General features: G+C 34.0%; 11 protein-coding genes. All 11 read left to right on the top strand.

Annotation, left to right across the window (positions count from 1 at the left end; all coding sequences use genetic code 11):
* Positions 1 to 6 precede the first annotated feature (6 nt).
* The 11 genes from ASC72_RS14435 to ASC72_RS14385 all read left to right on the top strand — a co-directional run bounded on the left by ASC72_RS14435 (position 7) and on the right by ASC72_RS14385 (position 23,237).
* A complete protein-coding gene (locus ASC72_RS14435) occupies positions 7 to 855 on the top strand; it encodes a DUF4861 family protein (protein WP_056191894.1) in 849 nt (282 codons plus the stop codon).
* Positions 856 to 940: 85 nt separating this feature from the next.
* Positions 941 to 2,527, top strand: coding sequence for a glycoside hydrolase family 28 protein (locus ASC72_RS14430; protein WP_056191891.1), 1,587 nt, complete (start codon positions 941 to 943; stop codon positions 2,525 to 2,527).
* 52 nt (positions 2,528 to 2,579) lie between these two features.
* Positions 2,580 to 4,406: a metallophosphoesterase gene (locus ASC72_RS14425; RefSeq protein WP_056191890.1), complete on the top strand. Its 1,827-nt coding sequence runs from the start codon at positions 2,580 to 2,582 to the stop codon at positions 4,404 to 4,406.
* 41 nt (positions 4,407 to 4,447) lie between these two features.
* Positions 4,448 to 8,488 (top strand): hybrid sensor histidine kinase/response regulator transcription factor, encoded by a 4,041-nt coding sequence (locus tag ASC72_RS14420; RefSeq protein WP_056191888.1) that lies wholly within the window; start codon positions 4,448 to 4,450, stop codon positions 8,486 to 8,488.
* 159 nt (positions 8,489 to 8,647) lie between these two features.
* Positions 8,648 to 12,304, top strand: a complete 3,657-nt coding sequence (locus ASC72_RS14415; RefSeq protein ID WP_056191886.1) for a hypothetical protein — start codon at positions 8,648 to 8,650, stop codon at positions 12,302 to 12,304.
* Positions 12,305 to 12,611: 307 nt separating this feature from the next.
* Positions 12,612 to 13,484 (top strand): inositol oxygenase family protein, encoded by an 873-nt coding sequence (locus ASC72_RS14410; protein ID WP_056191883.1) that lies wholly within the window; start codon positions 12,612 to 12,614, stop codon positions 13,482 to 13,484.
* A gap of 61 nt (positions 13,485 to 13,545) precedes the next feature.
* Positions 13,546 to 16,683 (top strand): glycoside hydrolase family 2 TIM barrel-domain containing protein, encoded by a 3,138-nt coding sequence (locus ASC72_RS14405; RefSeq protein ID WP_056191881.1) that lies wholly within the window; start codon positions 13,546 to 13,548, stop codon positions 16,681 to 16,683.
* A gap of 132 nt (positions 16,684 to 16,815) precedes the next feature.
* Positions 16,816 to 17,958, top strand: coding sequence for an acyltransferase family protein (locus ASC72_RS14400; protein WP_056191878.1), 1,143 nt, complete (start codon positions 16,816 to 16,818; stop codon positions 17,956 to 17,958).
* Between the two features lie 154 nt (positions 17,959 to 18,112).
* A complete protein-coding gene (locus tag ASC72_RS14395) occupies positions 18,113 to 19,750 on the top strand; it encodes a sodium/sugar symporter (protein ID WP_056191876.1) in 1,638 nt (545 codons plus the stop codon).
* 58 nt (positions 19,751 to 19,808) lie between these two features.
* Positions 19,809 to 21,248: a glycoside hydrolase family 28 protein gene (locus ASC72_RS14390; protein ID WP_056191874.1), complete on the top strand. Its 1,440-nt coding sequence runs from the start codon at positions 19,809 to 19,811 to the stop codon at positions 21,246 to 21,248.
* Between the two features lie 9 nt (positions 21,249 to 21,257).
* Positions 21,258 to 23,237 carry an alpha-L-arabinofuranosidase C-terminal domain-containing protein gene (locus ASC72_RS14385; protein ID WP_056191872.1) on the top strand — a complete coding sequence of 660 codons (1,980 nt, stop codon included), beginning with the start codon at positions 21,258 to 21,260 and terminating at the stop codon, positions 23,235 to 23,237.
* The last annotated feature ends 18 nt before the right edge of the window (positions 23,238 to 23,255 follow it).

Below are 23,255 nucleotides of genomic sequence, written 5' to 3'. Positions count from 1 at the left end.
TAAACTATGAAATTATCATTTATCACCGCTTTGCTACTTTGTTTGAACTGTTTTGCACAAAATAATACAGATACAAGTTTGTATATGAAGTCTGATAAAATTACTTATCTGACAGATATAGGTTCAGAAACGGGAGATTTATATAAAACAATTGGACATCACGGACCGGCAATTGAGAACGAATGGATGGCATTGCGAATCTATTTTAGTGATAAAGTGGCTATAGATGTTTATTCGAAAGCAAAACCAGGTCTAGAGTTGAGAAAAGCGAATTGGTACCCTACAGCAGAACAACAAAAAGAAGGTTGGGGAGCAGATTATTATAAAGTGGCATCAACTGTTGGTTTAGGAGGTGTAAAACTTTGGGACGGAGAAAAAGTAGTTCCATTGAATCCGGTAACGAATCGTTTGGCACGCGTTGGAAAAACAGATACCACTTCATGGATGGAAATGATTTCTAAAGGTGTTCCTTACAAAGGAAAAAAAGTAGATATTTTAGTTCGCGTAACCGTATTTTCAGGAAAAAGAGAAGCTCAGGTTGAAGCTGTTAGTTTAAGTGGAGAAAAAGTACAATTTGTTACCGGAGTAAATTATTTTAAAGATTTCGAAACTAAAAAAGGAACTAATTATATTGCCGTATGGGGGAAACATCCTGAAGATGTGGCGGCAGAGATTGTACCAATTGGTGCTGCAATCATTTATAATCCAAAAGATTATGTAAAAAATACAGATGATGGAACTCAATATTTATTGATTTCAAAACCAACCAAATCTTTACAAACAAAAATCATATCTTCAAGTGCAAGAGAAGAAGAACTAAATACTTTGGATAAATTAGAAGCTTACATAAAATAAGCTGGCTATCCGTAATTTTTATCAATGAAAAACGGTTTTAGCTCAGTATATTTTTGTTTGAATTGTAAAATACAAAAAGAATAAAATGTCGGAAATTAAACTAAAACTGTTTTTCATGGCCTTATTGACCAGTCTTTTTTTATTTGGTTTCAAATCCAATGCGCAAAAGACAATCAAATCTGAAAAAGAATTTCTAATTACAGATTATGGTTCAAAATCAGATGGGAAAACACTCAATACAATAGCAATTCAAAAAACAATTGATGCTGCTTTTCAAAATAAAGGAGGCCGCGTAATTTTTCCTAAGGGAACTTTTTTGTCTGGAAGTATTATTTTAAAAAGCAATGTAACATTGTATTTTGAAGAAGGATCAGTATTGTTGGGAAGTACAAATTCAAAAGATTATTCAAATATCGCTTTTGACGGAAGACCCGTTTCTCCAAAAAACGATGACAATTCCCAAATGGCTTTGATAGTAGCTCATAAAGCAAATAATATCGCCCTGAAAGGAAAAGGAAAAATTGACGGTCAGGGTTTAAAACTGGCGTTAAATATAGACAGTCTTCATCATGCCGGTGTTGCTGTAGATCCTAAATATAGTCTTCGCAGAAACAGGCCAAATGAAACCATGAGACCCAAATTATTTCGCTTTTCTCAATGCGATACTGTTTTAGTCGAAGGGTTAAAAGCTGGAGAAGCATCTTGTTGGGGATTGTCTTTTGAGTTGTGTACCAATCTTACGTTGGATAATCTTACCATAGTCAATCGATCTTACTGGAACAACGATGGAATAGATATTACGGATTGTAAAAATGTCAAGGTTGTCAATTGCGATATAAATGCTGCGGATGACGGAATTTGTTTAAAATCGTACTATCCCGGATATTATAATGATAGTATTTATATTGCCAATTGTACCATTAGGTCCAGCGCCAGCGCCATAAAATTTGGAACTGCCTCTGTTGGTGGATTTAAAAATGTGATTATTAGAGATATTAAAGTTTACGACACATTTCGATCTGCAATTGCCATAGAATCTGTTGATGGGGGGGTTATAGAAAATATTGACGTTTCAAATATTCAGGCCATCAATACCGGAAATGCCATTTTTATACGTTTAGGACAACGAAGCGGGGATAAGCCCGGAAGCATAAAAAATGTAAGCATAAAAAACATAAAAATTCAGGTACCTTTTGGCCGTCCGGATATTAATTATGATTTGAGAGGACCGGAAGTTGATTTTTTTCACAATCCTTTTCCGTCTTCAATCGTTGGGCTAAAAGGATATCGTATTGAAAATGTAATACTCGAAAATATAGAGATAAAATATCCGGGAAGAGCTTCAAAAGCAATGGCATATATAGCATTACACCGAATGAATCAGGTGCCGGAAGCTGTTCAGGACTATCCGGAGTTTTCTATGTTTGGAGAATTACCTTCTTATGGTTTTTATGTGAGACATGTGAACGGCATACAAATGAAGAATATCAAACTTACATTGGAGGAAACTGATTTTAGACCTGCTTTTATATTTGATGATGTTCAGAACTTAAAAATGAAAGCCATAGAAATTCCGATGGAAAAGCAAAATCAAATTGTTTTTAAAGATGTAATTCAAGCAACTTTGGAGAATACATTAGAAGCACAAAAAATAGAAATTAAGAACCAATAAGAATTACTACTTCGTTTAAAATTTTCAAAAACAATAAATAAAATAAGGTTGTATGTTTAAGATATCGGTTTTAATGCTGCTCTTACTTTCTGTATGTTCCTGCAAACCAAAACAGGTCGTTACAAAAGATGTTCAGATTGCTTTTATAGCCGATGTTCATTTGCAGGATATCTTTGCGAAATTTGAAGACAATACTTATCAGGGCATAAAAAATCCGGTAACGGGTGAATATGCCAATATCAGAACGATGAATGCGCAATTGCATTCAACCAGAATTTTCAACGAGAATTATTTTGCCTTTATAGAAGCACTAAATGATATTTCTAAAAGGGGAATTAAACAAGTTGTGCTTCCCGGTGATTTTAGCGATGACGGACAACCGGTTCATGTCAGAGGGTTAAGAAAAATTCTGGATCAATATTCAAAAGAAAAAGGCATGTCATTTTTTGTAACTACAGGAAATCATGATGCTGTCAAACCTTTTGCGCAAGAAGCTACTAAAACAGATTTTTTAGGAAAAGACGGAAAAGAGCAAATTATCAGCAGCTCCGAAACCAATTTTAAGAAAGAAGAAAATGCCTTAGAACCGATTATAACAGCCGATATAAAAAATTGGGGATACAAAGAAACCATGCAGGAAATGGCTGCTTTCGGATTTTTTCCACAAAAGAAATATCTGTATTGGGAAACCCCTTTTTCAAATTATAATTATGATAATTATTTTTTAGAGAAAGCAATGACCGAATCTGCGTTAGAAAAAAGAATTTATACCATTAAAAACACTAATTTATCGCTTCCGGATGCGAGTTATGTAGTTGAACCCATTAAAGGAATCTGGCTTTTGGCAATAGATGCGAATGTTTATGTTCCTAATAAAAAATTGTCGGGTCTGCCAGATAATCCAAATGATTTTTCCGGCGCCAGTATTGGTTATAACAACATGCTTCTTTACAAAAGTCATTTAATAGACTGGGTAAAAAAAGTTGCAGAAGAAGCCAGACAAAAAGGAAAAATATTGATTGCCTTTAGTCATTATCCCATGGTTGATTTTAATGATGATGCTTCGCCAGAGTTAAAACAATTGTTTGGAGCTGATAAAATGCAATTGTCCAGAGTTCCAACTGAAGAAATAGCTCAGACATTTGCTGATGCAGGTATTCAGATTCATTTTGGTGGTCACATGCATATTAACGATACGGGAGTTCGCACAACACAAAAAGGCAATACGCTTTTTAATATTCAGACACCCTCTTTGGCTGCTTATATGCCCGCTTATAAAATTTTGACCATTCATTCTGATACAGATTTCGAAGTAGAAACCATTGTCATAAGTTCTGTTCCAAAATTTAATAGTTTATTTCCTTTTTATGAAGAAGAATATGCTCATTTGCAAAAGGTAAAAAGTTCCACAATTTGGAACAAAGAGATTTTAAAAGCCAGGGATTATAAGGAGTTTACCGAATGGCATTTAAAAGAACTGGTACGTCTTCGGTTTTTGCCAGAAGATTTTCCGCCTGCTTTTTTAACATCAATTCTAAATCTTTCCGGCAGTGATTTAGCGTATAGTAATAAAAATACTTCTGATGTTGATGCCACATTAAAATCGAGTGGATTAACGAAAGAAGATCTTGGTTCCTGGACGGGTTTTGATATGATTTTTGATTTTTACAGATTAAAAAATGCTGATGAATTAGCTATTCCTGAAATAGGACGCAGCAGATTAAAACAATATGAAATAGTGTGCGCCGCATTAGAAAAATCAAATAATGAGAAGTTGGTTTTATGGGCAAAAATATTTTTGAAAACCATAAAAGGAGAGCCTGCAGATCATTTTAGAATTGACTTAAGAAATAATAAAATTGACAGAATAAATCCTTAACAGTAATAATAACTATTAATAAAAACTGTAAATTGCAGTATATGAGACAGAACCCTTACATTATTTTTCTTTGTTTAATCGTATTTTATTATTCGCATTCGCAGAATATAAAATTTACGCATTATAATGACAATAATGGTTTGTCTCATAATTCTGTACGACATATTGTGCAGGATAAAAAAGGTTTTTTGTGGTTCGGAACTTTTTCAGGATTGAATCGTTTTGATGGCTATCAGTTTAAAAATTACATGAGTTATTCACCTGGCACGAATAAATTGTATAATGATGACATAACAGCATTAGAATTGGATGAGGATTCCAACAATTTATGGATAGGAACCAGAAAAGGCCTGACACTTTTTAAATTGGACACGCAGGTTTTTACCACTTTTTTTTCCAAAAAAGACGATCCTAATAGTTTACCGGAAGAAGAAATTCGATCCGTTTATGTTGATAAATTTAAAAGAGTCTGGGTAGGTACTAAAACTAAGGGTGTTTATCTGTTTTATTTGAAGGGAAACCGATTTGAAAAGATTCCAATCAAGGGTTTTGATTATGTAAAAGAAATTTTTGAAGATAAAAAAGGGAATATCTGGATAGGTAGTTATGAAAAGGGATCTGTGGCAAAAATTACCATGGATGCAAAAGGTGCTATTGTAAAAATTAATGATTACACGCTTTCTGTTCCTAATTCTAATGCGAAGAATCCGTATGTTAATTTTATTTATGAAGATGCCAAGTCAGATATTTTTATAGGAACGCGCCAAGGGCTGTATAAATTAGATAAAAAAACCGATCAATTTGTAAACTTATATATTGAAGACAAGGAAATCAGAGGAAGTTTAGGTCCGTATTTTTTGTCAGTTGCCCGAGCTCAGGACGGTAAATATTGGGTGGGTACGTTAGGAGGATTACTGGTGTGCAAGAATTTGGAAGATATTCAAAAAGGAAATTACAAATGGTATTATTCCATATTATCAGAAGACACCTCTATCGTTGATAATTTAATTTCGGCATTATATTTTGATGCATCCGGAGTACTATGGATAGGAACTGAAGACGGACTGGATAAATTTGATCCATACGAAAATCAGTTTATACTCAATAAAGACATATCCCATCACATAGGTAATCAAGCTCCACGTATAAGGGGTTTTGCCAGAACATTTGATCAAAAAGTAATTGTGGCAACCAGTCATAATGGACTTTTTATATCTAATGCCAAAGGTTTTAAGCCATTGTATAATAATGACAAGGATATTGCCAGTATTTATTCGGAGGACGGAAAGGTTTTTTATTGCGGTCTTTGGAATGGTAATCTGATGGTTTATAATTATGCAACTAATTCTTCAAAAGAAGTTTCCCTTGGCTTTGAGTCTTCAGCATTATTTGCTTTTTGCAAAATTGGACCACAAACCATGATGGTAGGTTCTTTTGGAGAAGGGGCTGTTATTATAAACACAAATACCTTAGAAGTTCAGGCGTCAAAAGGTAAATTGTTGCCTGGTTTTCAGGTTAATGCAATAGAAAAAGACACTAAAAACAATATTTGGTTTGCAACAGAAACGGGTGTAGTGAGATACAACATTACATCAGGAAAAATAGAAACCTATAAGTCACTTTCCAAAAAAGAAAATGGCGCTCCATATGATGATAACGTAAGTGATGTTATGATCGATAAAAAAGGAAAAATATGGGCTTCAACGCGTTATGGACTATGCCTTTATGAACCTTCAAGAAACAGTTTTAAAACAATTTCACATTTTAAGGAACTCTCCGGAAAATGGGTTACAGATATGTTATCTGATACTAATGGAAATCTATGGCTAAACATAAACAACAATAGTATAGCATGGGTAAATGCTAATCTTAAAGAGATTAATATCTATCACGTAAACAGTGGAAACAGGCTGGATGTGTTTAGTTCAAGCGGCTTTTTTAATTTTAATAATTCTAATATTTATCTGGGTGGTAAAAATGGCATTATTACTTTTTCACCACATACAATGAAAAGGAATAAATGGTCGCCTGAACCGATTATAACCGAATTTAAAATTCAGAATGAAGAAGTATTTCCTAATATGGAAATAAATGGTCAAATCCCGCTGTTGCAGGATTTGAATTATGGAAGAAAAGCTGAACTCAATTATAAAAACCGAAATTTTTCACTTCAGTTTTCGACTCCTTCATTTGTAAACGAAAAGCTAAACAAGTTTCAATATATGCTTGAAGGTTTTGACAAACATTGGATTACTGCCAACAGCAACTCCAGAATTGTTCAATATACCAATCTGTATCCGGACAAATACGTTTTTAAAATAAAATCGTGTAACAGCGATGGAAATTGGAGCAAAGAAGTATCGTACCAAATTAGAATTCTTCCTCCTTTTTGGTTAACCCCAACTTCATTTGTTCTGTTTGTATTACTATTAGCATGTATTTTTTATTTTATCAGAAAAGAAATAAAAAATCGTATCCGATTAAAACAAGAACTGCTGACAGAAAAAGTAAACAGGGAGCATGATATCAAGCTCAACAATGAAAAATTACGTTTTTTTACTAATATCTCGCACGAGTTAAGAACCCCGTTGACACTTATTTTGGGTCCCGCTAAACAATTATTAGAGGAGAATAACAGCAACGCAACCGAATATGAAAAAAGCCGATACAATCTAATTTATCAAAATGCAAGCAGATTGCTGAATCTGGTCAATCAGGTACTCGATTTTAGAAAAGCACAGTCTGGAGAATTAAAGCTTAAAGTTTCAAAAACAGACATTCTGGCCTATTCAAAAAACATCTTTGATTCCTATAAAGAGTTGGCCTACAACAAGAAAATTAAATTAAATTTTACTTCTGGAGCTGATACTATTACAGGCTGGATCGACAACGATAAATACGATAAGATTCTTTACAATCTATTGTCTAATGCTTTGAAATTTACCAATAAATACGGAAATGTAGATTTGTTTATTAATCTTAAAGAAGGTCCGGAAGATTTTCTGGTTATAGAGGTTACTGACGATGGTATTGGGATTCCCTTAAAAAGTCAGGAAAAAATCTTTAAACGATTCTATCAGGCCTCCAACAGTAAAGCAAACAATACAGGTTCTGGTATTGGTTTATCATTGGTAAAATCTCTTGTAGCCATTCATAAAGGCACTATAACGGTAGAAAGCACGCCTGGCAAAGGCAGTACCTTTAGAGTTGAAATTCCAATACAGCGAAGTTCGTATGATACCAAAGAAGTGTTTGAATATGCTTTGAAAAATGATAATCTAAGTATGCTCATTCCTGAAAAAGCAGCCAAAAAAATTATTCAGAATACAGATTTAAAAGAAAAAATACTGGTTATAGAAGACAATATCGAACTTAGAAAATATTTAGTCGATTATCTGTCTGATTACTATAAAGTTTACGATGCCGAGAACGGAGAGGAAGGTCTGAAAATATGCAGGCAGATAAAACCAATTTTGTGTGTTGCAGATGTCATGATGCCTGTTATGGACGGATTAGAATTTTGTCGACAATTAAAAAGTGATGAATTTATCAGTCATATTCCTGTGGTTCTCTTAACTGCACTTGCCGAAAATACAGATAAAGTGAAAGGATATGACATGGGGGCAGATGGGTACCTTGTTAAGCCTTTTGAACCGTTACTGCTAAAAACAGTTATTGAAAATATTATTAAATCGCGTTTAGAATTAAAAGTAAAATTCTCAGGCGAAATCGAAAGTAAGATAAGCTTGCTTACCCATTCTCCGATCGATGAAGAGTTTATGGAAAAAATTACAGCTTTGATCAATGATAATCTGAGCGAAGAAGATTTATCAACAGAATTTTTATGTGATAAAATGGGCGTTAGTTCATCTAAATTATACAGGAAAATCAAGGAATTGACTGATTTGGCTCCAAACGAGTTTATCAGAACAATACGTTTAAAAAAATCAGCAGAGCTTTTAAAAACCAAAAAATATAATGTTTCTGAAGTGACCAGCTTAGTAGGTTTTAATGATCCTTTATATTTCAGCAGATGTTTCAAAAAGCAGTTTGGTTTCCCGCCAAGTAAATTGATCAATTAAATAAATTAAATTCCAAAAATTAAAATCCAAATTCCAACTTCAGAAGTAATTGGAATTTGGAATTTTTTTATTGGAATTTATCCCGAAGCCTCGGGATTGGAATTTCAGTATTTTTTTTAAAAGTATAATTCTTACTTTAGCCAAATCTAAATTTAACCTATGGAGAGTTTTATACTTTTTGCATTAATTGTTTGTGTTGTTGTATTGTTTAATAATTTATCTAAATTAAAAACAGAAAACGAAAAGTTAGATTCTCTTTATCGGGAAAATAAAGATAATTACAACTCTTTGAAAAAAGAAATTGATGAAATCAAAAGACAAATCACCCAACCTGAGTTTGTCGCCACGAATACAGTTTCAAAAATTGATGCCATTGAAATAGTTCCGGAACAAAAGCAAGATGTTTCTCCTGCAATCATTCCTGTTGTCCCGAATAGTATTGAAGATTCTTCTCAAAGTGAAACAAATACAATTAGTGAAGAGTCTCTTGAAAAAATTGCTTTGAGTTTCGACAAACCTGCTATTGCTGTAACTGATAAAAAAGAAAGCATTATAGCAATAAAAACACCTGAGCCCTTAGAAAACCTTGAAATAAAACAAACGAGTGAAGTAGAAGCACAGCCGGAACCTCAAACTCACGAAGAAGAAATTTATGTAGAAAGTACTTTTTCTATTCTAATAAAAAAACTGGAACAGCAATTTGCCGAAAACTGGACGGGGATTTTGGGAACGGCCATTATGGTATTGGGAATTGGTTATTTAAGCATTTATACCGCAATGAAAGTTTCGCCAATGTTCCGAATTTTAATTCTTTGGCTTTATGCCGGAATTTTAGCCGGTTCCTATTTTTTCCTGAGGAAAAAAGAAAAATGGCTTAAAACGGGGCTTTGGCTTCGTAGTGCCGGAGCAAGTTTGTTTTTGTTTGGCTGTTTTGGTGCTTCACAAATTCCAGCGCTCACTTTTATACATAATATTCCCCTCGCTTATTCCCTCATCGGAATTGGAATTGCAATCAATTTGTATATTGGTTATATAATAAAACAGCAGACTTTTTTATCGTTGCATGTAATATTGAGTATCCTGATTTTATGTGTAATTCCTGAAAAACTCTTGATTACTTTTTTATTGGCGTCGTTAACGGCAACAGCAGGAATCGTTTTATCCTATAAAGAAAAATGGGAATATCATCTATTGATTGTTATTTCGGCTTTTATAGTATTTGATATTTGGTTTATGCAGGGAACAAACATTTTAACTCCGTCTCAAAATATCTTTGCTATAATTGGTATTGTTTTGGTTTCGGTAAGTTGCATGTATATGCAATACCGCAGCATTTATGCAAATACTCGTTTTGACAGAATTGCTTTTGCAACCCATTTAATCAATTGGATTTTATTTGCTTTAGGATTAATTTTACATTCAACAGGAAGTAAAATCAAAATCTTCGTTTTATTTACCGCGGCAATTCTTTGCCTTTTTGCAGCTATTTTTGCCAGAAAGAAAAAGATTTTTTGGCTGTATCATCTGGACGGGATGGTATCATTTATACTCTTTGCTTTAAGCATCATTATACTCAATGATTGGAAAGTAGGTTTTGATAGCATTGCATGCGGATTGTACCTTTTAGTGATCACTTGTTTGTTTGTCGTTTATAAAAACAAAGAAATTCTCCTGCATAAAATATTTTTAGGTATCAATCATGTTTTGTGTTTACTTGTTTTCCTCTTTTTTGTTGTAAACATAAATCCGTCTTACGATCAAATCTACATTACCAACACTTTTGCGACATTGATTGTTATGCTATTAATGACATTATTAGTTCCGGTTTTTTGTGTTGTAAAAAAAGAATTTTTAGAAATTGATTCTTTTATAATAAAAAAAGATTTGAGTTTAAACGGAGTTTTCTCCATACTGTTTTCAATATTGTTTTTTGTAAGTTGGTATCATACCATCGTTATTTCATTTTATTTTCCGCTTTTATTTATCGCTTTATTGTGGTGTTCTTTACGATTTAAATTCAAAACAAACACTTTTGATTTCGGAAGATTCACATTTTTCATCATCACCACTGCTACAGGATTACTGTTAATTCTCACAGATCCAAAATCTAACTTAGATCTTGCTTTAGCTTTAGGAATCATAACTGTAATAACCTTTAACTGGTTTGTGAAATTATTTTATAATGATGATTCCATAATCAAAACCTTTGGAATCATCGGTATAAACGCTTTATTGATTTCGCTTACTTATAAATACTTAGCTCCTTATGATATTGTCCAAATTTTCGCATGGTTTGGTATTGCTTTACTAAATCATGAATTTTTATGGATTCAATTTAAACGGAAAACACTTACTACCGAAAATCAAATCTTGCTTTACGGTTTTTGCCTTGCTTTTTCTTTATTTGGAAGCGGCTTATTTGCATACAATACCCGATTTTTGAATACTGCCGAAATTGGATTAATCGCCATTGGACTTTCTATAATCGAAACTTATATTTTATTTGCAGATAAAATCAGAAATAAATCAAATGATGTTATTTCCGGTTGGGGAAAATTCAACATATTAAATTCTGAATTCATTCTTTTTAACGCGCTTGTTTTTGGTTTTTCTTGTATCCAAATAAACTATATTCCTGTTTATTTAGGAAGTTTAGCATTAATTACTTTTTTCATTTTCCAAAAAATAGAAAAAATCAAACGCTACAATTTGTACTCTTTCGCAATATTAATGGGGTCTATACTTCTAAGTATTTATTTAGCTATTTACGAAGCAGATACAGCAAATCAATATGTACTTTATGGCACACAAGCTGTATGTGTTTTATTATCTGTTGCGTATAGTTATTTGCAAATGAAAAGTACAAAAGAAGCGGGTAAAATGTTTATTTCAGTTTTGCCTGTTAATCAAAACTTATGGATAATCGCTTTATTGTTTATCCAGGTAAAATTGGTTTACTTAGCCCCGCTGTTTATGCTTTTGGCAATCCTGAATTTTGCTCTTATTTTATGCAAAAAAATACAACTAGCTCCGGAATCGATATTAGTTATTGGACTTTTATCTATTCTGACATCTGTTTTTTACAGTATCAAAGAGCTTAATAGTTTTACTTTGTCAGCCTGGGTTTTACAACTTTTCAGTATTGTTTTATTGATTGTTTTAGCCCTTCTGATAAACAAAAAAGAATTCATAAAAGCATTAAAAATAGATTATCAAATTTTCATAAATATTTGGCTTTCTATCATTATGTTTTCTCAATTAGAACACAAATGGCTTCCCGTATTCTGGGCTGTAACAGCGATCGTAAACCTATGTCTTTATTATAAAAAGATTGGGAATAAAAAGGAAATCAGTATTGTGTATTATTTACTGGCTAATTTTCATTTAGCTTTTATTAGTTTCACCTATTACGAATCTAAATTTGAATTTGTTTATCTCATCATATTTGCATTATTGGCATTGTATATTTTTATTATTTATAAATATATTGAAGATTTCAAATCCAGAAACAGTATCATTATTTACCCTGCCACTTTTAGCATCGGATTGTTTTTGTATCTCTCGTTCGATAAAGGAATCTTAACATTCTTCTGGATTTTAGAGTCTCTGGGATTGCTAATACTCGGAATTATCCTGAAAGAAAAATACTTCCGTTACGTTTCGCTTTCTTTAGTGGGTATTTGCGTAATCCGACTCATGTTTTTCGATTTATCAAATGCAGATTTCCTCATTAGAGCGCTGGTTCTATTGGGCGTTGGAGTAGTACTTTTAGTAATGAATACGTTATTCAAAAAATACAAAGAGCGATTCGATTAAAAAAGAATATTGGGGTTTGCATATTGAAATTCGTTATGGAATTTATTTTTTATGATTTCCTTCACGGTGCATCGTAGAGGCGCACAGCAGTGCGTCTCCGTAAAGTGAGATCAATCAAATTTAAAAATTCCAAATTCCAATTGCATACCACATTGGAATTTGGAATTTTTTTATTGGAATTTTTTTTGACAATTATTTATTGTAAAAATCACATTAATTTAAAATCTATCCATGTTTTTGATGTATTAGTCCATTCTGTTTCCTGAAGGTAATTTTATTTTTGTATGAAACAATAAAATTAAATCTTATGAAAAAGCCAATTGACACTGACAATCCGCTGAACAATCTGGATGAATGGGAAGACGATTTGTTAATACGATATCCGGACCCGTCTGAGCCTGTAAAAGAAAAAGATGAGTTTAGAAATTATGTCGATTCAGAAAGAGTAGAAACTGTTAAGGAGTTTTATAGAATAAATCATACCTATCAAACGTATGATTTTGTTTGCAGTAAAGAAGATGAATTTTTACAGTTCAATAAAAAAGAAATGTCAATTTGGGAAGCCGTTGATTTCTTAAATACGCTTGTAGACGATAGTGATCCGGATATTGATTTGGACCAGACCCAACATCTTTTACAAACTTCAGAAGCAATAAGGGCAGACGGTCACCCGGACTGGTTTGTATTAACGGGTTTTATACATGATCTGGGTAAAATTTTATGCTTGTTTGGCGAACCGCAATGGGCCGTTGTTGGAGACACTTTTCCGGTAGGATGTGCCTATTCTGATAAGATTGTTTATCCTGATTTCTTCAAAGAAAATCCGGATTATACAGATGAAAGATTCAATACGAAATTAGGCGTTTATACTCAAAACTGTGGACTGGATAAAGTAAAAATGAGCTGGGGACATGATGAATATTTATATCAGATCATGAAAGATTATCTTCCGGATCCTGCTTTGTATATGATTCGATACCATTCTTTCTATTCGCAGCATAAGGAAAATGCTTATGCGCATTTGATGAATGAAAAAGATATAGAAATGTTTGACTGGGTACGAAAATTTAATCCGTATGACTTATATACAAAAGCACCGGTTAAACCAGATGTAAAAGCCTTGTTACCTTATTACAAGGAATTAGTTGCTAAGTATTTGCCGGAGAAAATGAAGTTTTAAGCAAACTTCATTATTTCAACTTTTTCTTCTTCAGAATTTGAAGATTTAAACTACTAACTAAATGCAGAAAATCAAAACCACAATACTTTTACTAACTCTTTTTGTAATTACAACTGTTTTAGGGCAGGAAAATAAAGACAGAAACGATTGGGAAAATCCCGAAGTATTTCAAATTAACAGAGAGCCGGCACGAGCAGCCTTTCTTCCATATGCAGATGAAACTTCTGCCATAAGAGATAAATATGAAAGCTCGCCCTGGTATTTTTCTTTAAATGGTAAATGGAAATTTTCCTGGTCACCAACGCCGGATCAACGTCCGAAAGATTTTTACAAACAGGATTTCAGTACTTTGCATTGGAAAGAATTACAAGTGCCTTCTAACTGGGAATTAAATGGTTACGGTATTCCAATTTATACCAATATTACGTATCCTTTTGAGAGAAATCCCCCCTTTATTAACCATTGGGATAATCCGGTTGGTTCTTATAAAAAAGATTTTGTTCTGCCCGAAAACTGGGATAATCGCCATGTATTTCTTCATTTTGAAGCAGGAACATCGGCTATGTACATTTGGGTAAATGGAGAAAAAGTAGGATATACAGAAAACACAAAAAGTCCGGCGGAATTTGATATTACGAAATATTTAAAAGCCGGAAATAATACTTTAGCAGTTGAAGTATACCGATGGAGTGATGGCTCATATCTTGAAGATCAGGATATGTGGAGACTTTCAGGAATTGACAGAAATGTTTATTTGTATAGTATTAATGACATTCGTATTGCCGATTTTTTTGCAAAACCTGATTTGGATTCCAATTACAAAAACGGAAGTTTAAATGTAGATATTACTTTAAAAAATCTGAGTTCAGCAGCAATAAACAATCAAAAAGTAGAAGCTAAATTGGTTGATGCTTCGGGAAAAAATATTTTCACAAAAATAATCCGGGTAAATTCTGAAGCCAATAAAACCCAGACGGTCAGTTTTTCTCAAAATGTATCCAATCCAAAATTATGGAGCAGCGAAACGCCCAATTTGTATTCACTGGTACTTTCGTTAAAAAATGAAAAAGGCAGTATAATTGAAACAGTAGCGACACAAATCGGATTCAGAAAAGTAGAACTCAAAGGAGGACAGCTACTGGTAAACGGAGTCAGATTAATGGTTCACGGCGTTAACATTCATGAGCATAATCCGGTAACGGGACATTTTCAGGATGAAGCCACCATGATGAAAGATATTAAGATGATGAAACAGCTGAATATAAATTCAGTTCGCTGCAGTCATTATCCCAACAATATTTTATGGGTAAAACTTTGCAATAAATACGGTTTGTTTTTAGTGGATGAAGCGAATATCGAAAGTCACGGAATGGGAGTAGAGGGACAGCCTCTAATTTGGATGAATCCAAAAACTAATCCGGGCCATCTTCCGGAATGGAGAGAAGCACATTTAGACCGAATTTACAGCTTGGTAGAAAGAGATAAAAATATGCCATCGGTAATTCTTTGGTCATTAGGTAATGAAAGTGCCAACGGACCTGTTTTTCACGAAGCTTATAAATGGATTAAAAAGAGAGATAATACCCGATTAGTCCAATTTGAGCAGGCTAAAGAAAACGAAAACACAGATATTGTCTGCCCCATGTATCCTACAATTGCTTATATGAAAGAATATGCGGCACGTAAAGAAGTTGCCCGCCCGTATATTATGTGTGAGTATTCGCATGCCATGGGAAACAGCAGCGGTAATTTTCAGGAATATTGGGACATCATTCGCGGAAGCAAAAATATGCAGGGTGGTTTTATTTGGGACTGGGTAGATCAGGGTTTTGAAGCGAAAGATGAAGCTGGACGCAAATATTGGGCTTACGGAGGAGATTTGGGAAGTCAGAATTATCTAAATGATGAAAACTTTTGTCACAATGGATTAGTTTATGCCGACAGAACACCACATCCGGGTGCTTTTGAAGTGAAAAAAGTATATCAGGATATTTTATTTGAAGCGGTTGATGTAAAAAATGGAGTTATTGAAATTATAAACGATTTTGGGTTTACCAATTTAAGTCAGTACAATTTCAAATATCAAGTTTTAGAAAATGGAAAAATTATAAAAGAAGGAATAATAGATGTTGCTTTAAATCCAAAATCAAAAAAACAGTTTAAACTTGATTTGCCAAAATTACAATCAAAAGAAGGGACAGAATATTTGTTGAATGTTTTTGCTTACACAAAAACAGGATCAGAGTTATTGCCTCAGAATTTTGAAATTGCAAAAGAACAGTTTGTAATTAATGATGGAGCTTATTTTACACAATCAAAAAAAGCAAATGCGGCTAAAATTCAGGATGAAAAAGAGCAGTTTGTATTGACTTCGGACAATGTTGTTGTGAAAATAAGTAAGTCAACAGGGTTAATTTCCTATTACAGTTCAAAAGGCGAGGAGTACTTTAAACAATATCCGGAACTCAATTTTTGGAGAGCACCTACAGATAATGATATTGGGAATAAAATGCAGATCAGAACGAATGTATGGAGAACAGCAGGTAAGAATACCACTTTAGAAAGCATTCAGGAAACGGAGAAAGACGGAAAAAAATATGTGATTGTCAAATTAAAGCTGAATGATGTTGCTTCTGATTATACAATCCAATATTCGTTAGGAAATGATGATGCTTTAGAAATACAGGCTTCTTATAAAAAAGGGAATAATTCGGTACCGGAAATGCCTCGTTTCGGAATGATTTTCGTCTTAAAAGACAGCTATGAAAATCTGGATTATTACGGAAGAGGACCATTAGAAAATTATCCGGATAGAAATACAGCATCATTTAAGGGAATTTATGAAAGTAAAGTTGCAGATCAATATGTTCCATACACACGCCCGCAGGAAAACGGATATAAAACAGATGTTCGCTGGTTTAAACTTTCAAACAATAACGGAAATGGCTTGGAAATAAAAGGGTCACAGTCTTTAGGAATAAGTACTTTGAATAATTATCCGAGTGATTTTGATGGTGGAATTTCTAAAAAAAATATTCATTCCAGTGATATTACACCTCGAAATGAAGTTGTGGTTTGTGTTGATTTAACACAGCGCGGAGTAGGTGGAGACAACAGCTGGGGATTACCTCCGCACGAGCAATATATATTGAAACAAAGTGAATACAGCTACGGATTTGTCATTAAACCAATAAAATAGAGTTTACAGTATTCAGTCTCAGTCTCAGTGTTCAGTTTGAAGTAAATACTAAACACTATGACTGTAAACTGAAACTGAATACTGCGACTGGCACTAAAAAACAACTATCAACTAAAAAATAACCACAAAAAAATGAATAACACTACAAATGGAAGATTAGTTTCTTTGGATGTGCTTCGCGGATTTGTTATGTTTTGGATTATGAGCGGCGAACATATTATACATGCTCTGGCAAAGGCCGCGCCAATTCCTGTTTTTATCTGGATGTCGTCTCAATTGCATCATGCAGAGTGGAACGGTATTACGTTTTATGATATGATATTTCCTGTATTTCTGTTTGTTGCCGGAATTTCAATGCCGTTTTCTTTTGAAAAGAAAATGAGCCTTGCAGGTGTAAAAACACCAAGTGAATTACCATCAAAAGAAAAACAGAAAATATACTTATCAATGTTACGACGAACGTGCATTTTGGTGTTTCTGGGTTTTATTGTAAACGGATTATTAAGGTTTGATGGTTTCGATCAAACACGCTTTGCCAGTGTTCTTGGTCGCATTGGGCTTGCCTGGTTTTTTGCAGGTCTAATTTATTTAAATTTTAATTTAAAGCAGCAGCTTATTTGGTTTGCGGCTATTTTAGCAGGTTATTATTTAGCAATGAAATTAATTCCGGTTCCAAATTTTGGAGCAGGTGTTTTAACTAAAGCAGGGTCATTAGAAGCATACATAGATCGTACGTTTTTACCGGGAAGGTTACACAGCAAAGTTTATGATCCGGAAGGATTGTTTTCAACAATACCAGCCATTGCCACAGCTTTGCTCGGTGTGTTTTTAGGAACTTTTTTACGAGCAAAAAAACACTTTTCATCAGGCAAAAAACTGGCAGTATTAGTTCTTTCAGCACTTGTTTTAATTGGTATAGGGATTCTTTGGGATTATGATTTTCCTATTAACAAGCATTTGTGGACAAGCTCGTTTGTATGTTTTGTAGGCGGATTTAGCATTTTGTTTTTTACTTTCTTTTATCTGATTATTGATCTTTTAGGATTTCAAAATTGGGCCTTTCCATTACTATTAATCGGTTCAAATTCTATTTTGATTTATATGGCAGCTGAAGGGCTGGTAGATTTTAAACATACAGCCGAATATGTTTTTGGAGGAATTATAAAGTTCCTGCCGCTCATCTGGCAGCCTGTTTTCACCACTTTATCAGTAACGATAGTACAGCTTATGCTACTTTATTTTCTCTATAAGAAAAAATGGTTTTTGAAAGTCTAAAAAAACTTTGTAAAATATCCAATAATCAAAAACAAGCCCGTGAAAGAAAATAATCAATTTTAAGTTTTAAAAAACCTTAAAAACTTGTTTAGATAAAGATTACCATCAGTTCTAAACATTTTAAACTGACTAACTAAAAAATAACCACACCATTATGAATGTATTACAAACCGCAGATTATATTGTCTTTCTTATTTATTTTGTAATCGTTTCATCCTATGGAATGTATATTTACAGAAGTAAAAAAAATGCCTCTACCAGTTCCAACGAATATTTTTTAGCCGAAGGATCTCTCACCTGGTGGGCTATCGGAGCTTCATTGATCGCTTCTAATATTTCGGCAGAACATTTTATCGGGATGAGTGGTTCCGGTTTTGCCATTGGGTTGGCGATTGCTTCTTACGAATGGATGTCAGCCGCAACATTAATTGTAGTGGCGATGTTCATCTTACCAGTCTATCTTAAAAACAAGATATTTACAATGCCACAATTTTTGGCAAAAAGATATAATGGTACAGTAAGTACTATAATGGCAATAATCTGGCTATTGATTTATGTATTTGTAAATCTTACTTCTATTATTTATTTAGGAGCTTTGGCAATTTCATCAATAGCACCTGTTAGTTTTCAATTTTGCGTTATCGGATTGAGTTTGTTCTCTATTATCGTAACTTTAGGAGGAATGAAAGTAATAGGATATACTGATATGTTTCAGGTTATCGTATTGATTTTGGGAGGTTTGGTAACCACTTATTTGTCCCTAACATTATTATCAGAACAATTTGGATTCGGAAAAGATATTCTGAAAGGACTTTTGGTTTTAAAACAGGAAGCACCGGATCATTTGCATATGATATTGGATAAATCAAGTCCGCATTATGCTGAATTGCCTGGAATCTCAGTACTCGTAGGTGGTATGCTGATCAATAATCTGGCCTATTGGGGTTGTAATCAATATATTGTACAAAGAGCTTTAGGGGCCGATTTAAAAACAGCCCGAAAAGGAATTTTGTTTGCTGCATTTTTAAAATTATTAGTTCCAATTATTGCGGTTTTACCCGGTATTGCGATGTATGTAATGCACCAAAACGGAATGTTTCAAAAAGAAATGATTGATGCAGTCGGAGTTTTAAAACCAGATCAGGCATATCCAACCTTAATGAATTTATTGCCTGCGGGATTAAAAGGAGTAGCGCTGGCTGCTTTAACGGCAGCAATTGTAGCTTCTCTTGCTGGTAAAGCCAATAGTATCTCGACAATTTTTTCTTTAGATATTTATAAAAAATATTTTAATAAGGAAGCATCTGAAAGAAAACTGGTACTTACCGGAAGATGGGTTGTAGTAGCTGCCATGTTTATTGCTGCACTTGTTGCCCCGGCTTTAAAATCATTAGATCAGGCGTATCAGTTTATACAGGAATATGTTGGTTTCTTTTCACCGGGAGTTTTGGCTATTTTTTTATTGGGAATGTTCTGGAAGAAAACAACGGCTTCGGCCGGACTTGCAGGCGCATTGCTTACCGTACCTATTGCGGCAGTTTTAAAATTTTTACCGGTATGGACAAATGGTGCTTTTCCCGATTATCCTTTTTTAGACAGAATGACCATTGCTTTCTTTTTAATTGTAATCATGATGGTGCTAATTAGTCTTTTAAAACCTGAACCGAAACTGGAGCATGAGATGCATAAAATAGAAGTAGATACAGCAATGTTCAAAGTATCTTCAGAGTTTATTATTGGATCCTTTATAATCTGCGGAATCTTAGTAGCTTTATATACCGTATTTTGGTAAGCTTCCTCTATTAAATTTACAACTTAATAAGATTTAAGTATCTTTAAAAATAGAACTAATGATAAAGAAATCGATGACCTTTATAATTGCTTTTTGTTTTTCGCTGGCAATGACAGCACAAAAAGTATATGATGTTAAAAAATACGGCGCCAAAGGAGATGGTAAAACAAATGATGCAGCAGCGATTCAAAAAGCAATAGACGCCTGCAGCAAAACGGGTGGACGTGTTTTACTGCCTGCACCGTTTACCTTTTTGGCAGGACCGTTTGATGTAAAATCGGGAATTGATTTACATGTTGAGGCTGGAGCAAAACTATTGGCAAGTCCGGATGAAAAATTATATACTAAAAGTGCTTTTCGTACGAATCCCGGAGAAGGCACTATCTGGATTGGTGGTGAAAATGTAGAAAATTTCAGCATTAGTGGAAGCGGAAAAATAGATGGAAACGGCATTTCTTTTATGGGAGAAGAACTGGAAGACTCTTATGTTTTAAAACCGTTTAATGTACTTGATCCGCGGCCACATGTTCTGACTATTATTGGCGGAAAAAACATCAGAATAAGAGATATTCATATAGGAAACTCGGCTTATTGGACTATACATCTTGTAGGTTGTAATGATGTTGTAATTAGTGGTATAACATTGCTGAACAGCTTAAAAGTTCGTAACAGCGACGGCATTGATTTAGATCATTCAAAAAATGTACGCATTAGTGATTGCTATATAGAAAGCGGAGATGATTGTATTTGTTTAAAAAACAGAAGAGAATTTGAGGAATTTGGTGCCTGTGAAAACATAACGGTTACCAATTGTACCATGACGAGCAGCAGCTGCGCCATCAAAATTGGTTCAGAAAACATGGATGCTATCAGACAGGTAGTGTTCAATAATTGCATTATTAAAAATAGCAATCGCGCCCTTGGCATTCAAAATCGGGATGAAGGAACGGTAAGCGATGTTATCTTTTCTAACATTATTATTGAAGCCAAACTCACTACTGATACCTGGTGGGGAAAAGCAGAACCTATTTATGTAACGGCTTTCAGAAGAGCAAAAGGAAATCATAAGGATGCCAACTGGCGTTTTCCAAAAGGTGCAGTCGAAGGGAAAGTAGGCGCTATTAAAAACATCTATTTCAGCAATATTCAGTGTACAGGAGAAAATGGAGTTTACGTAAGTGCTGAATCAAAAGATAAAATAAATAATGTTGTTTTTGATAATGTTAGTATTTTTATAGATAAAACAACCTCGCATCAGGGTGGTATTTATGATCGTCGTCCTGCAGATATGGAAGGTTTTGTAAAAGGAAGTACATCAGGCTTTTATTTTGATTCGGCAGAAAAAATCAAAATACAAAACTGCTCAGTAGAATGGGGAAAAAACAGACCCGACTATTTTGCTTATGCAGTCGAAAGTAAAAATGTAGATTCGCTTATTATTAATAATTTAGAAGGCGAATCGGCTTTTCCGGATAAATTAAAAGCGGTCAAAAAATAATTAATTAGAATGAAAAAGAACAGAAGTACAAAATTTATCATTTGCAGTCTTTTGCTTGCGAGTTTTTTAGCAAATTCCCAAAGTATCAATTTAGATGTGGATGCTTCCAAAGCTATCACGAAAATTCAGCCAACCATGTTCGGACTCTTTTTTGAGGACATTAATTTTGCGGCTGATGGAGGATTGTATGCCGAAATGATTAAAAACAGATCTTTTGAATTTGATAAACCTTTAATGGGATGGGAGCAACCTAATACAAAAAGGTCTTCCTTGAACAAAGAATCGGGTAGTGCCACGCCAATCGAAATAGCAGCAAATAATACTAATTTTTGCAGGGTTGAAATCAATAATGCTGCAGGCTATGCCTTAATAAATGAAGGATTCAGAGGAATGGGCGTTAAAAAAGACGCCAGATATAACCTTTCGCTAAAAGCATTAAATCAAGAGGGAAACATCAAAAAAATAATCATTCAGCTGATTGATAAAGATCAAAAAGTTATTGGAGAAACGGTTATCGCGCCAACCTCTAAAGAATGGAAAACGTATACGTCACAATTTACAGCGACTCAAACCGACGCAAAAGCAAAATTAAAAATAACTTTTGAAGGAACCGGAACGATAGATTTAGATATGATTTCGCTTTTTCCGGAAGATACCTGGAAGAACAGAAAAAACGGCTTGCGCAAAGATCTTGTACAGCTTTTGTATGATATGAAACCGGGATTTTTACGCTTTCCGGGCGGCTGTATTGTGGAAGGAAGAACTTTGGCAGATCGTTACCAATGGAAAAAATCAGTTGGAAATGTGGAAGACAGAAAAACGATGATGAACCGTTGGAATGTAGAATTTGGCCACAAACAAACTCCCGATTATTTTCAAAGTTTTGGACTGGGATTTTATGAATACTTTCAGCTTTCAGAAGATATTGGAGCTACTCCGTTACCTATTTTAAGCTGTGGAATGGCGTGCCAATACAATACAGGGCAATTGGCTCCGCTTGAAGAATTAGATCCTTATGTGCAGGATGCTTTGGACTTAATTGAATTTGCCAATGGTTCAGAAGATACGCCATGGGGCAAACTCCGTTCCGATATGGGACATCCAAAACCTTTTGGACTACAATATATTGGCGTTGGAAATGAGCAATGGGGACCGGATTATATCGACAGGTACAAGGTTTTTGAAAAAGCAATCAAAGCAAAATATCCAAATATCATTATAGTTTCCGGAAGTGGCCCATCGCCAGATGGTGAACATTTTGATTATGCCATGCAGGAACTGAAAAAATTAGATGCTCAGGTTATAGACGAGCATTATTATAAAAGTCCGCAATGGTTTAGAGAAAATGCGGCTCGTTATGATAAATATGACAGAAAAGGCCCAAAAATATTTGCGGGAGAATATGCCGCCCAAAGTGTTTCAGGAGCAAATCCGAATAACAGAAACAATTGGGAATGTGCTTTTTCTGAAGCCGCTTTCATGACAGGATTAGAACGTAATGCCGATGTCGTAAATTTAACTTCTTATGCACCGCTAATGGCACATGAGGATGCGTGGCAATGGACACCGGATATGATTTGGTTCAATAATTTAGAAGCTTATGGTTCTGCCAATTATTATGTGCAAAAATTATTTTCGACGAATAAAGGAACCGATTTGTTGACAATTAGTAAAAACGGAGAACCACTTACCGGACAAAATAATTTGTTTGCATCTGCAGTTAAAGATGTTAATACTAAAGAAATAATTATAAAATTGGTTAATACATCTTCTGCAACACAGGATGTTTCGATTAATTTTAAAGGAACAAAATTAATACCGGATGGAACTATAATAACGCTTACCAGCCCTGAATTAAAAGATGAAAATACTTTTGCTGATCCTAAAAAAATAAGTCCGAAGGAAACAAAATTTAAATACGAAAAAGAGAAAGCTAAATTGAAATTAGGGGCCTATTCGGTTAATGTTTTAAAATTAAAAATGAAATAGTTTTAAAATACAGCTTTT

The sequence above is a fragment of the Flavobacterium sp. Root420 genome (genome assembly GCF_001427905.1).
Lineage (GTDB): Bacteria > Bacteroidota > Bacteroidia > Flavobacteriales > Flavobacteriaceae > Flavobacterium.
This window is presented reverse-complemented; position numbering and strand designations above follow the sequence as displayed.